13 protein-coding genes are annotated in these 13,158 nt (G+C 68.5%); 7 read left to right on the forward strand and 6 right to left on the reverse strand.

Annotated features, from left to right (window positions below):
• Positions 1–95: 95 nt before the first annotated feature.
• Together F8566_RS30775 and F8566_RS30780 are read right to left on the reverse strand one after the other, a co-directional pair.
• Positions 96–689: a gamma carbonic anhydrase family protein gene (locus F8566_RS30775; protein WP_151565359.1), complete on the reverse strand. Its 594-nt coding sequence runs from the start codon at positions 687–689 to the stop codon at positions 96–98.
• Between the two features lie 4 nt (positions 690–693).
• Entirely contained in the window at positions 694–1,575 is an 882-nt protein-coding gene (locus tag F8566_RS30780; RefSeq protein WP_192809943.1) for a type IV toxin-antitoxin system AbiEi family antitoxin, read from the reverse strand.
• 105 nt (positions 1,576–1,680) lie between these two features.
• On the opposite strand from F8566_RS30780, the gene F8566_RS30785 reads away from it, so the two are divergent.
• The 3 genes from F8566_RS30785 to F8566_RS30795 all read left to right on the forward strand — a co-directional run bounded on the left by F8566_RS30785 (position 1,681) and on the right by F8566_RS30795 (position 4,170).
• Complete coding sequence (locus F8566_RS30785; RefSeq protein ID WP_151565361.1) at positions 1,681–2,250, forward strand: TetR/AcrR family transcriptional regulator; 570 nt, start codon at positions 1,681–1,683, stop codon at positions 2,248–2,250.
• The gene (locus F8566_RS30790) at positions 2,247–3,056 is read left to right on the forward strand and encodes an amidohydrolase family protein (RefSeq protein WP_151565362.1); all 810 of its coding nucleotides are present in this window, start codon (positions 2,247–2,249) and stop codon (positions 3,054–3,056) included. Before F8566_RS30785 ends, F8566_RS30790 begins: the two co-directional genes overlap by 4 nt.
• Positions 3,057–3,234: 178 nt before the next feature.
• Positions 3,235–4,170, forward strand: coding sequence for a hypothetical protein (locus F8566_RS30795; RefSeq protein WP_151565363.1), 936 nt, complete (start codon positions 3,235–3,237; stop codon positions 4,168–4,170).
• On the opposite strand, the gene F8566_RS30800 is transcribed toward F8566_RS30795, so the two are convergent.
• The 3 genes from F8566_RS30800 to F8566_RS30810 all read right to left on the reverse strand — a co-directional run bounded on the left by F8566_RS30800 (position 4,124) and on the right by F8566_RS30810 (position 7,575).
• Positions 4,124–5,242, reverse strand: a complete 1,119-nt coding sequence (locus F8566_RS30800) for a lysylphosphatidylglycerol synthase domain-containing protein (protein ID WP_151565364.1) — start codon at positions 5,240–5,242, stop codon at positions 4,124–4,126. The two genes, F8566_RS30795 and F8566_RS30800, sit on opposite strands and share 47 nt — an antisense overlap.
• Positions 5,243–5,563: 321 nt before the next feature.
• Positions 5,564–6,454, reverse strand: a complete 891-nt coding sequence (locus F8566_RS30805) for an oxygenase MpaB family protein (RefSeq protein ID WP_151565365.1) — start codon at positions 6,452–6,454, stop codon at positions 5,564–5,566.
• Positions 6,455–6,552: 98 nt separating this feature from the next.
• A complete protein-coding gene (locus F8566_RS30810; RefSeq protein ID WP_151565366.1) occupies positions 6,553–7,575 on the reverse strand; it encodes a zinc-dependent alcohol dehydrogenase family protein in 1,023 nt (340 codons plus the stop codon).
• A 180-nt stretch (positions 7,576–7,755) separates the two neighbouring features.
• On the opposite strand from F8566_RS30810, the gene F8566_RS30815 reads away from it, so the two are divergent.
• Positions 7,756–8,673, forward strand: coding sequence for a helix-turn-helix transcriptional regulator (locus F8566_RS30815; protein WP_151565367.1), 918 nt, complete (start codon positions 7,756–7,758; stop codon positions 8,671–8,673).
• An 18-nt stretch (positions 8,674–8,691) separates the two neighbouring features.
• Here the strand turns inward: F8566_RS30815 and F8566_RS30820 are convergent, their stop codons facing one another.
• A complete protein-coding gene (locus tag F8566_RS30820; protein WP_151565368.1) occupies positions 8,692–9,750 on the reverse strand; it encodes a LacI family DNA-binding transcriptional regulator in 1,059 nt (352 codons plus the stop codon).
• A 224-nt stretch (positions 9,751–9,974) separates the two neighbouring features.
• On the opposite strand from F8566_RS30820, the gene F8566_RS30825 reads away from it, so the two are divergent.
• From F8566_RS30825 to F8566_RS30835, 3 genes are read left to right on the forward strand one after another with little or no spacing between them, the layout of a single operon-like run.
• Positions 9,975–11,279: an ABC transporter substrate-binding protein gene (locus F8566_RS30825; protein ID WP_225993664.1), complete on the forward strand. Its 1,305-nt coding sequence runs from the start codon at positions 9,975–9,977 to the stop codon at positions 11,277–11,279.
• A complete protein-coding gene (locus tag F8566_RS30830) occupies positions 11,276–12,226 on the forward strand; it encodes a carbohydrate ABC transporter permease (RefSeq protein WP_151565369.1) in 951 nt (316 codons plus the stop codon). Before F8566_RS30825 ends, F8566_RS30830 begins: the two co-directional genes overlap by 4 nt.
• Positions 12,227–12,270: 44 nt before the next feature.
• Complete coding sequence (locus F8566_RS30835) at positions 12,271–13,098, forward strand: carbohydrate ABC transporter permease (protein ID WP_151565370.1); 828 nt, start codon at positions 12,271–12,273, stop codon at positions 13,096–13,098.
• Positions 13,099–13,158 lie beyond the last annotated feature (60 nt).

The raw sequence follows: 13,158 nt of genomic DNA on the forward strand, positions 1-13,158 counted from the left end.
CCGCACCGGCCAGCAGGCGGGCCAGGTCGACCTGGATGCGGTGGACGTCAACGGCTCAGTCGTGAGTAAGGCTCACTTGGGGCACGGTGGCTTCGTCAGTCGAGGGGGCGGTCGGTTTTGTGGGCGCCGTAGAAGTCTGCTTGGCGGGACATGATGTCGCGCATCGGCGTGCCTCGGGGGACTCCGTAGACGGTGCCTGGGAAATCGAGGTCGCGCTGGACCTCCCACAGTTCGTCGTGGCGGTCGGGGGAGAAGAGCTGGGCCGGGTCGCCTGCGGCGATCCAGCCGATGGGGACGACCGACTCCGGGGCCAGGCGGGAGTTGACGTGCAGGACGCTGTTGATCCGCAGCTCCGAACGAGCGCCCGCGACGGCGCCAGGGAAGATCGAGACGCCGGTCGCCACGAAGACCTCGTCCTCGATGGTCGCGCCGTTGACGTGGGCGTGCGGGCCGACGAGGACGGAGTCGCCGAGGAGCGCCGGGTTGTTGGTGCGGCCGCGGACGAGTGCGTTCTCCATGACGACCACGTTCGCGCCCGTGCGGATCTCGCCGTTCTCGGCCGTGAGCACCGCGCCGTGCAGGACGCGGGCGTTCTCGCCGAGGACGACGGCGCCGCAGAGGGTGGCGGACGGGGCCACATACGCCGACTCCGGGACGACCGGACGACGGCCGTGATGCTCCAGCAGCATCTGATCAGCGTACGTGCCTGCCGACGGGATGATTCAGGCGGAACAGGCGGGTCGCGATGGTGTCCATGGTCTCGTCGGACGGGCTCCAGCCACGGTTGAGCATCGCGGTCAGCAGGGCTTCGAGGTAGGCCGCGGGGCGGTCCAGGAGGTCGCGGGTGACGGGGATGATCTCCCAGCCCATCTCGTCCCGCAGCCAGCGGCGGCGACGCTCGTCGTGGTCACGGGCGGCGGTGCCGGAGTGATGGCGCTCGCCGTCGTACTCCAGCCCGACCCGGAGATCCTCGTATCCGAGGTCGACGTAGACCCATGCGCCGTGCGGGCCCCTCACGGGGACCTGCGTGCGAGGGCGCGGGAAGCCGGCGTCGATGACGATGACCCGCGTCCAGCTCTCGCCGGGCGACGCCGCGCCACGGTCGGCGGCGTCGAGTGCGGCGCTCAGCCGTTTCGAGCGCCGGTAGCCGGACGGCGCCGCCATCTCTGCCAGCGATGCGGGATCGACGCCGTCGCGTAAGAACTGGTCGAGCGCCGCGACCGCCTCACGCCGGGGAAGCCAGCGGGCGCAGTCGAGGGCCGTGCGCGCCGGGGTCGTCACACGGACACCCGCCTCCTCGGTGACGTGCTCGAGCGGCAGTCTCGTCTCGAACGACTCGCAGCCGGGAAGGTCGACCTCCGCGCCCGGCGGCACGAGTAACTCGACCTTCCAGCCCGCCTGGCCTGTGCCGGGAGGTAAGACGTCGAGCCCCCAGATCCAGGCGGCCGTGCGCCTGCCGATGACCACGTGAGGTGGCAGCAGGCGGCTCATCAACTGGGCGCGCGCCGACAGGGAGGGCAGCCCGTCCGGCGCGATGAGTCCACCGTCAGTGCGCCGCCAGGTCAGGTCGTTCATGCCGCCGATGCTGTCCCTGGCCCGGGCCCCGGCGATAGGGGTCACGCAGATTGTGGATAACTCCTGCTTGCAGAACATCATTCTAGTGGCACAGAATAATGTTCTGTGACTGAGATCGGCCGGGACAAGGTGCTGCGCGCGGCGCTCGAACTTTTCGGGCGGGACGGGGTGGCGGGGACGACACTGAGCCGTCTCCGGCAGGCCAGCGGGGTGAGCGTCGGGAGCTTCTACCACCACTTCTCAGGCAAGGAAGAGGTGGTCGAGGCGCTCTTCGTCGAATGCATCGCGCTCTACCAATCGGCCTTCATCGCGGAGTTGCGGCGGCATGAGGACCCGCGCGCAGGTGTGGCAGCGGTGGTCGCGTTCCACATCCGCTGGTGCATGGAGCACCCTCACCGGGCACGCTTTCTTTTCACCGAACGCCGGCCGGGCGGGGGCGAGTTGGCCGAACGCAATCGCGCCTTCTTCGGTGAGGTCCTCGCCTGGTGGCGCACCCACGTTCATCACGGTGCCCTAGCTGAGCTGGACCTGGGGACCGCGTTCGTGTTGTGGCTGGGCCCTGCGCAGGAACTGTGCCGCCTGTGGCTGAACGGAGAGATCCCCGCCCCCGGGGACGATCAGATCGCACGGCTGGGGCGGGCGGCCTGGCGTTCGCTGGAAAGGGAACAACGATGATCGTTGACGCGTGGATGCAGCATGGGACGGTCCGGTTCCTGCAGCACGAGATGCTCGATTCGCTGTGGCGGTGGACCGGCCAGAAGCCGCCCGCCGAGGAGGTGCCGGTCGAGGTGACGGTCGGCGCGATGGACGCCGGGGGAGTGGACGTCGGCCTGATCAGCGCGTGGTACGGGCCGGAGGGCGACCTGGTGAGCAACGACGAGGTCGCCTCGTTCGTCGCCGCCGCGCCGGAACGGCTGGTGGGGATCGCGTCCGTCGATCTGCGCAAGCCGATGGAGGCGGTACGGGAGCTGCGCCGCTGCGTGAACGAGCTCGGCTTCAAGGGACTGAGAGTCGTTCCGTGGCTGTGGGAGCTGCCGCCGACCGACCGGCGCTACTACCCGCTGTACGCGGAGTGCGTCGAGCTGGGCATCCCGTTCTGCACGCAGGTCGGGCACACCGGTCCGCTCCGTCCCAGCGAGACCGGGCGACCCATCCCGTACATCGACCAGGTCGCCCTTGACTTCCCCGAGCTGGTCATCGTCGGCGGCCACATCGGCTACCCGTGGACGGAGGAGATGGTCGCGGTCTGCCGCAAGCACCCGAACGTCTACATCGACACGTCCGCGTACACGGTGAGGCGCTACCCGCCTGAGCTGGTCCGCTACATGACCCAGGACCGTCACCACAAGGTCATGTTCGGCACCAACTTTCCGATGATCACGCCGGACCGTGCCTTGCGCGGGCTGGACGATCTCGGCTTGGACGACGCCGCCCGCGAGGCCTTCCTGTCCGGCAACGCCCGGGACGCCTTCCGGCTGTAATTGATCTACAATGTAAAGGCGCGAGCTTTTGTCCGAGTCCGCCTCTAGGCTGGGCCATCACGACGAACCTTCCGTCGAGGGGTCCTCCATGAAGTGGTTCCGGAAGCGTCGGCCCGACACCGATGCCGCTCCTCCTCCGAAGCCGCCTGCAGCCGATGCGGTGGGGGAGTTCGACGATGTGCCTGATCCGTTGGAGGCCGGGGCCATTGTGGGTGCGGAGCAAGGCGATCGGACGGATCTCCCCGTTGCCGGCGATCCGCTCGTGGCCCTGCTCGTCACCGTGGTCGAGCATCACGGATACGAGTGCAGGGTCATCAGCGACGACGAGGTCGAGATCTCGCGGGCAGGACGGGGCGGCCCGCTGCACATGTGGCTGACCAACCTGCGGCAGTGGGTCGGGCGGGAGCCCCAGGAGGAGTGGGCCGCGATCGTCAGCGACTTCGTGGGCAGCCTGATCGCGACCACCGAGGTCGATGAGGAGGACGTGCTCGACCTGGCGGACTACGGGCTCATCCGCCCGCTGCTCCGGACCCGGTTGTACGCCGACGACTTCCAGGCGGGTCCGGGGGAGATCGTGCGGCGCCCGGTCGCGCCCGGTCTGATCGAGATTCTGGTGATCGACCGGCCGACCTCGCTCATGCTCGTCCGTGCCGACATGGCCTCGGCCTGGCCGGTGTCCACGGACGAGGCGTTCCGCGCCGCGCACGACAACGTGCGGCGGGACGGGCCGCTGGAGATCGAGTCGGAGCTCTTCGACGGAGTGCGGCTCTCCACCTTGCACGGTGAGACCGCCTACGTGACCGCGCACGCGGTATGGGTGGGCGACTATCCGGTCACCGGCCCCGAAGGCGTCCTGGTCACGGTGCCCGTCCAGGGAGTCATCCATGCCGTGCCGATCCGTGGCATGGACGTCCTCAACGCCATGGACCTGCTGATCAAGATCGCCTGGTCGGGCTATCGGGAGGGACCGCGTTCGGTCAGCCCGAACGTCTACTGGTGGCAGGAGGACACGCCGCTCCTGCTGGCCGGCGCGGTCGAGCCCGGCGAGGACTCGCTGAGCGTGAGGATCACACCCGAGTTCCAGGATCTTCTGGAACGGCTGGCTCAGGACTGACGCGTTCAGGACCAGCTTGGTCGCCGCGCAACGTGCGGCATGTCATGAGGCCGATGGGGACCGGCGCCCAGAACGTGATGGCGCGGAAAAGCAGGACCGCTTGCAAGGCCGGTCCGGCGGCGATGCCGAGGGCGGCCAGCGCCGCGACCAACGCGGCTTCGGTGGAGCCCACGCCTCCCGGAGCAGGCAGGGCGGCGCCCGCGGCTGCTCCCACAAGGTAGGCGGCCACCAGCGCGACAGTGTCGCCTGGCCCGGCCGCACCGGGTACGGCCAGGACGCTGAGGGCGAACGCCACCGCCATGACCAGCGTGGTCGCCGCTGAGGCACCGAGGGTCACGGCCAGATCCCCGGGACGACGGCACAGGTCCGTGAGCCCGCCCAGCGTGCGTTCGACAGCGGCTGAACGTGCGACTCGCCGGCTCAGCAGGAACGCGACGGGCAGGACGACTCCGATCGCGGCGAACACCGGCCAGGGCGGCAACATCCCGACGACATGGGCCGCGTGGGCGCCCATCGCGCCCAGCACGCGCCCGTCGCCTCCGTCGACGCCCAGCACGGCACCCATCAGCAGCAGGTCGGCCGGGATGCCGACGACTTGCATGACGGCGACGGCGACGGCGGCGCGCGACAGCGGGATACCGCGGCAGACGAGGTAGCGCGTGTTCACCGCGACGGCGCCCAGGCCGCCCGGTGTGATCCGGTTGGCGGCGGCGGCGGTGAACTGCGCCAGCGTCGTCGTGTACAGCGGCAGGCGATGCCCGGCGGCGCCGCGCAACGTCACTGCGGCGAGCACGTAGTGCAGCACTGACAGGAACGCCAGGGCGGGCACGAACTCCCAATGGACGTTACGGAACGCCATGGCGACCGAGACGAGGGGAGCCGTGCCGTTCAGCGTCACCATCACGGCGACGGTGGCGGTTAGCAGGATCGTGGCTACGGCATAGGGGGACCGGTACGTCCGGCGAAGTGCAGAACGGAGGGTCTGGCGGAGTGCGGGGGTGGCGGCGCCTCCGCTGGGCATCGCAAGCCCGGCGGGCGCCGCGCGTTCAGCGCCGGCGGCGATAGTCTCCACACCTTATTTGTCGGCTTGTCGGTTGAAGGTTATGCGACCGGGTGATTCATCGCAGACGAACGTTGGGCGGAGTCGACGGGGTCATGATCCCGTCCGCGACCGCCCTCAGCAGGTGCGTTTCACTGTACGTGGACGGTGCAAATGGAACAGACGGACACTCGGAAGACACCTCCACGTTGGCGTTCCCTAGGCGGCAGCGTGACCATGCCACGCTTCTCATGTCTGTACGTCGGAACCGCCGGCCCGCGTTCAGCCGGAGGGCAGAGGTCACATTCCGTGACCATCGGTGTTCGGTGACGCGGCGGGCCAAGCGGCGGCCGGTCACGCGGCCGGCCGGTAGCGGTGCTCGCGGGTCTGCGATCCGATGTAGCGAAGGGTGCTGCGGAGCGTCCAATGGTTGAGACGCGTGGGCATCATCCGGTATCCCTGCCGGTTGGCCAGGGCGATCGCGGCGAAGCGGACCTGGTCGGTGGCACTCCACGGGATGTCGAAGCGTTCGCGGACGATCGAGGGCATGCAGCCGAACGTGACCAGCCGCATCGGCTTCTCCGCTACGAGCTTGCTTGCCCTGTCGAGTACGGCACCGCGTGCGGGCACCAGGGAGATGGTGTCGGAGCCGTGCTTGGCGATGTCCAAGGCGCGGGCGGCCGCCGGTGTCAGCTCCAGCTCCTTGGCGCAGATGCGCCAGAACTTCGACTGGAACGCCGCGTAGTCGACTGGCACCGGGCGCATGCTGACGCCATAGCGCCCGTACCAGGTGACGGTTTCGGCGTAGAGGAGCTCGTGGTCGTCGGCTGTCAGCCGTTCCGGGTGGAAGAGCTCCGCGGCCTTGAAGATCTCCCAGGTGAACGTGGCGTGCGCCCACCAGAACGTCTCCGGCTCCAGCGCGTGGTAGCGGCGGTCGTGCTCGTCCCTACCGGCGATGCCGCGGTGCAGGTCCCGGATGCCGAGGCCGCGCGTCCCGGCGTCCGGAGCCAGGATCGTCGCCCAGATCTGCGGCACCGAACGGTAGATGCGGTCGAACGGCGCGTCGAAGAACGCCGAGTGCTCGGCGACCCCGGCACCGATCCCCGGATGCATGAGCTGCATGAGACCGGCGGCCGCACCGGGCATCAGTGAGCGCAGATCACTGGCGTACCGCCAAAGGAGCGAGCCTGGCCCGATCGGCGCGGTGGCGGCCGAACCGGCCGGGCGTGCGGCGGGAGCAGGCATCGCACCTCCAGTAATCCCTCACTTATCAGCGTAGAGATCGTGAGACGAAAGTCAATATCTGTCTCATGTCTTGACCCCTCGTCGACGATCAGAGGAGATCAGACCGTGAGCAGCGCCTTGACGGCTCGGCGCTCGTCCATCGCGCGATAGGCCTCGGCGGCCTGATCGAGCGGCAAGGCGAGGTCGAAGACCTTGCCGGGGTTGATCTTCTTGTCCCAGATCAGCTGGATGAGGTCGGGCAGGAAGCGGCGGACCGGGGCGGGGCCGCCGAGCAGGTGGATTTGGGAGAAGAACAGTTCTTCCCCGCTGAGAGTGACGTCGTGGTTGACGCCCACGAAGCCGACGTGGCCGCCCGGGCGGGTGGAGCGCATGGCCTGGTGCATCGACTCCTGGGTGCCGACCGCCTCGACGACCGAGTGGGCGCCGAGCCCGCCGGTCAGTTCCTTGACCTTGGCCACGCCATTGTCACCGCGCTCGGTGACGATGTCGGTGGCGCCGAACTCGCGGGCCAGCGCCTGGCGCGGCTCGTGACGGCTCATGGCGATGATCCGCTCGGCGCCCAGCTGCCTGGCTGCCAGCACGGCGAGAAGGCCGACCGCGCCGTCACCGACGACCGCGACGGTCTTGCCGGGCCCGGCCTCGGCGGCCACCGCGCCGAACCATCCGGTGCCCAGCACGTCGGAGGCGGCCAGCAGGCTGGGGATCATGTCGGTGTCGGGCATTCCCGGGGTGGCCACGAGTGTGCCGTCGGCGTGCGGGATCAGGGCGCGTTCGGACTGGGTGCCGACCAGGGACATGAACACCCGGTGGGCGCAGGAGGACGGGTAGCCCGAACGGCAGATCTCGCAGGTGCCGTCGGAGGCGACGAACGAGCCGACGACGAACTGGCCGGGCTTGACGGTCGTGACCTCGTTGCCGACCTCCTCGACGATCCCGACGTACTCGTGCCCCATCGGCATGGGCTGGTCGACGGGATCGGCGCCGCGGAAGGGCCACAGGTCCGAGCCGCAGACACAGGTCGCCGAGAGCCGGATGATCGCGTCCGTCGGTGCGGTGATCTTGGGGTCGTCGATCTCCTCCACCCGGACGTCGCCCGGGGCGTGCAGCATCACACCACGCATGTCATTCACTCCATGAGTCGTTGTCGTCAGAGTGTCGTCAGAGTCTGTGGCCGTCGGCGATCCGCGCGCCCGTGGGCCACTACCAATGAAAAGCGCGGGTCAGGCGGCCAGGAAGGCACTGGTGAAAGGTGTACTGGCAGGACACCCCTGCGGCGTGGAAGGCGGCCTAGCCTGGAAGACGTGGACAACCGCAGCCATATCCGTGAGTTCCTGACCTCCCGACGGGCCAGGATCACCCCGCAGCAGGCGGGGCTGCCCACCTACGGCACCCGCCGGGTTCCCGGCCTCCGCCGCGCCGAGGTCGCCCAGCTGGCCGGGGTGAGCGTGGAGTACTACTCCCGCCTGGAACGCGGCGACCTGGCGGGCGTCTCCGACCACGTCCTGGACGCCTTGGCCCGCGCGCTGAGGCTGGATGACGCCGAACGCACCCACCTGGAGGACCTGGCCCGCGCCGCCGGTCCCGGCCCGCGCCGCAGGCGCCGCCCCATCCCGCAGAAGGTGCGGCCTTCGGTGCAGTGGCTGCTGGACTCCATGACCGGCGCCCCGGCCTTCGTCATGAACGGCCGGGGGGACATCCTGGGCACCAACGCCCTCGGCCGCGCGCTGTACGCGCCTATGTTCGACGCCGCCCGCGGCGCCACCCCCAACCACGCCCGGTTCATCTTCCTCGATGCCCGGTCCCACCTGTTCTGGGGTGATTGGGAACGCGCCGCCGACGACACCGTCGCGCTGCTGCACGCCGAAGCCGGTCGCGATCCCTACGACAAGGCCCTCACCGATCTGGTCGGCGAGCTGTCCACCCGCAGCGAGGACTTCCGCGCCCGCTGGGCCCGCCACGATGTCCGCCAGCACCACCTGGGTGCGAAACCCTTCCACCACCCCGCCGTCGGCGACCTTCACCTCACCTACGAATCCATGGACCTGGCCGCCGACGGCCTCACCCTTGTGGCCTACGGCGCCGAGCCCGGAAGCGATTCCGAAGACAAACTCCGGCTCCTCGCCAGCTGGGCCGCCACCCTCGACCACGCAGACGACGACATGCCCGCCCAGACCGAACAGTCACAGGAGGAAGGACCTCCCCACACCCGGCACGGCTGACGAGGCCGTGAGGTTCGCTCAGGTGGTGGGCTTGTCGTGGGCGGTGCCGGGTGCTGGAGCGGTGGAGTTGCGCTGGACGAGTCTCGGGGTGACGGAGAAGCGGACGGCCGAGGTGCGGCCTTCGAAGCGTTCGAGCAGGAGCCGGCCTGAGGTCTTGCCCATGAGGGCGCCGTTCTGATCGACGCTGGTGAGGGAGATGTTGGGGAGCGCGGCCAGGCGGGTGTTGTCGTAGCCGGCGATGGAGACGTCCCCGGGGACGGAGAGGCCGGATTCGTGGACGGCGGCGAGGGCGCCGAAGGCGGCCTGGTCGGCGCCGGCGAAGATGGCGGTGGGGCGGGGCGAACGATTGAGGAGTTCGAGGGTTCCCTGGTAGCCGCCCTCTTCGGAGTAGTAGGTCGTGGCGACGGCGATCTCGTCGGCGAGGCCGTGTTCGCGCATGACGCGTTCGTACGCCTCGGACCGGATCTTGTGCAGCAGGTCGCCGGGGCGGGCGCTGCTGTCGTCCTGGTGGGTGATGTGCGCGATGCGGCGGTGTCCCAGGTCGATCAGGTGCTGGACGGCCAGCTCGGCGCCCGTCTCGTCGTCGTCGAAGACCGCGTCGTACACCGTGGATCGTTCGTGCCGCCCGAGCACGACGGTGGGGATCTGCCCGGCGACCTCTTCCAGGCGGGTCTTGGCGGCGAGGGGGGCGACCATGACGATGCCGTCCACCTGCCGGTCGATGAGCGCGTCGACGGCCCGCCGCTCGGTCGTGCGGGTGGCGCCGCCCTGGATCATGATCGCCTGGTAGTCGGTGCCGGCGAGCTGGTCCATGAGGCCGTCGAGGATGTCGGCGAAGAAAGGGTTCCTGATGTGCGGGAGCATCAGCCCGATGGTGTACGTGCGTCCGCGCATCGCGCGGGCGGCGGCGTGCGGCCGGTAACCGAGCTCCTCGATGGCGGCGTTGACCCGCTCGCGCATGGCGGGACTGACGCCGTAGGCGTTGCGGATCACCTTGGACACCGCGGTGGTGGAGACCTTGGCGTGGCTGGCCACGTCCGCGATCGTCACGCGACGCCGCCCCTCACCGGTGGCCATGGTCATCCTCCTTCAGACGGCGCATTGATTGTAGGGGCTCGGCGCTCGCAGGCGATGGGTAACGTTACCCATAATTCAGAGGCAGAATTTCTTGCTTAGCCATTCTAGCTGGAGTAGCTGATGGAGATCGTTACCCATATCAGCTCTTGACGGGCGCCTGCGTTGCGCCTACGTTAAGCGCATCGGGGAGCTGTTAAAACGATTTAATGCACCCGGAGGGCACCGTGAAGACACCTCTCCGCATGCCCCGCGCCGCTGTGGCCGCCCTGACGGTGGTGGCCCTGACGGCCTGCGGCTCAGGATCGGGATCGTCGTCCGACGGCACCGTGACCCTGTCGTTCCTCATGGGCAACGACCAGTCCACCGTGGACACCACGAAGGCGCTCGCGAACGCCTTCACCCAGGCCAATCCGAAGATCAAGATCAAGCCGGAGGTGATCGCGGGCGGCAGCGAGGGCGACAACATCGTCAAGACCCGGCTCTCCACCGGCGACATGGCGGATGTGTTCTGGTACAACCCCGGATCGCTGCTGCAGGCGCTCAACCCGGGGCAGACCATGGTCGATCTCACCGGTGATCCGGTGCTGAAGAACGTCAAGAAGGACTACCTGCCCGTCGTCACCCAGGGCGGCAAGGTCTACGGCGTCCCCGCCGCCGCGGCGGCCGGCGGCGGCATCCTGTACAACCGCAAGGTCTACGAGCGGCTCGGCCTGAAGCCGCCCACGACCTGGGCCGAGTTCATGGCCAACAACGACAAGGTCAAGGCCGCCGGGGTCACCCCGGTGATCACCACGTTCAAGGACACCTGGACGTCGCAGGTGATGGTCCTGGCCGACTACTACAACGTGCAGGCGGCGGTGCCGACCTTCGCGCAGGACTACACGGCGGGGAAGACCAAGTTCGCGACCACCCCCGCCGCGGTCGCCGGCTTCCAGCATCTGGCCGAGATCCACGCCAAGGGCTACATGAACAAGGGCTTCGGCTCGGCCACCAACGAGCAGGGCCTGAAGATGCTGATCGAGGGCAAGGGCGCTCATTACGCGATGCTCAGCCTCACACTGCCGCCGCAACTGGCGAGCTACCCGCAGGCGGCCACCGACGTCGGCTTCTTCGGCATCCCCGGCAACGACCCGGCCAAGCACGGAGCCACCGTGTGGGAGCCGCCCGCCCTCTACATCGCCAAGACCACCAAGCATCTGGACGAGGCCAAGAAGTTCCTGGCCTTCGTCGCATCCCCGGCGGGCACCGCCGCCGTCACCAAGGCCGTTCCGCCGTCCGGGCCCTACCGGGTCGAAGGGGCGACGCTGCCCGCGAACGCGCTGCAAGTGGCCAAGGACCTGCAGGCCTATCTGGACCGTCGTGCCACCACACCGGCATTGGAGTTCCTCTCACCGGTCAAGGGACCCTCGCTGGAACAGATCACGGTCGCTGTGGGCTCGGGACTCACCCAGCCGGTCGACGGCGCAGCCCAGTACGACAAGGACGTCGCCAAGCAGGCCAAGCAGTTGGGCCTCCCCGGGTGGGGATGACCGTGAAGGTGGCCAAGCAGGCCAAGCAGGCGGCCGACAGGCAGGTGACGGGCGAGCAGGCAGCCGGGCGCCCCGCGTCACGGGGCGGCAGGCGGCACGGTTCCTATCCCTACGCCCTGTACGCACCGGCCGCGGCCGTCTACCTGGTGATCTTCCTGGTGCCGACGGTGATGGCGTTCTACTTCTCGCTCACCCGCTGGACGCTGTTCGACAGCACCTTCGTCGGGCTCGACAACTTCCGCGACTTCCTGTCCGAGCAGAACCTGAGAATCGGCTTTCAGAACACCATCGTCTACGCCGTCGTCACCAGCGGGCTCAAGGTGGTCCTCGGGATGGGGCTCGGCGTGCTGCTCACCGGCAGCCTGCGGTCGCGCGGGTTTCTGCGGTCGGTGGTCTTCTTCCCCGTCCTGGTCTCCACCGTCGCCGTCGGGATCACCTTCAGCATGCTGCTCAAGCCGGACACCGGCCTGGTCGACCGGACCCTGGGGCTGGCCGGCATCGACGGCCGTGACTGGCTCGGCGACGCCACCACCGCGCTGCTGTCGGTGGCACTGGTGGACGTGTGGAAGGGCGTCGGCCTCGCCACGGTCATCTACATCGCGGGGATCGTCTCCATTCCCCGCTCCTACTACGAGGCCGTGATGGTGGACGGCGGCTCGGCCTGGCACCGGTTCCGGCACGTGACACTGCCGCTGAGCTGGCCCGCGACCTACTCGGTGATCGTGCTGTCGTTCATCGGCGGTCTGCGGACGTTCGACCTGATCTGGACGATGACCCGCGGCGGCCCCGGCTTCACCAGCGACACCATCGCCTCGATCATCTACAAGCAGTACCAGGCCGGCTTCTACGGCCTGTCGACCGCGGGCAACGTGCTGCTGTTCATCGTCGTGACCGCGCTGGTGGTCCCGCTCACCTACGTCCTCGGTAAGCGGCAGGTCGTCCTATGAGCCTGATGAGCCGTAACCGAATGAGCCGTGGCCGCATGCACCCGATGCGAAGGTTCAAGAGGTTCGCTGCCGAGCTGCTCGCGCTGACCGTCGCCACCGTCGTCTTCCTGGTGCCCTTCGCGTTCATGTTGCTGACCGCGGTGAAGAACGAGGAACAGGCCACCGACCTGGACTTCGCGTGGCCCGCCGAGTGGCGGATCGTGCAGAACTTCACCGAGGTGATCCAGGCACGCGACCATGTCCTGCTCCGCGCCTACATCAACAGCACGATCCTCACCGTCGCGTCCGTCACGCTCATCGTCATCTTCGCGGCCATGGCCGCGTTCGTCCTGCAACGCCGCCAGGGGAAGCTGAGCTCGGCCGCCAACTTCCTGGTGCTCACCGGGCTGATCATTCCACCCGCGATCGTGCCCACCATCTGGTTGCTGCAGAAGCTGGGCCTGTTCAAGACCCTGCCCGGGCTGACGCTGGTCGAGGTCGCCTACGGGCTGCCGTACGCGGTGCTGCTGTTCCGCGCGTTCATCGCGGCCATCCCGCGGGAGATGGACGAGGCCGCCATGATCGACGGCTGCGGCGGTTTCCGGCTGTTCTTCCAGGTGATCTTCCCGCTGCTGCGGCCGGTCACCGTCACCGTGATCCTCACCAGCTCGGTGGCCGTCTTCAACGACTTCGTCAACCCGCTGTACTTCCTGCCCGGCGACGACAACGCCACCGTGCAGGTCACCCTCTACAACTTCCAGAGCCAGTACAACACCCAGTGGAACCTGCTGTTCATGGACATCGTCCTGATCACCGTTCCGCCGCTGCTGGTGTTCGTCTTCTTCAACCGCAAGATCGTGACCGGCATGACCGCCGGCGCGCTCAAAGGCTGAACCGCCCACGCGACTCACCGTGCGACCCACCTTGCCACCCACTTCGCGCACCTCAATCGC

The organism is Actinomadura rudentiformis, from assembly GCF_008923185.1.
Lineage (GTDB): Bacteria > Actinomycetota > Actinomycetes > Streptosporangiales > Streptosporangiaceae > Spirillospora > Spirillospora rudentiformis.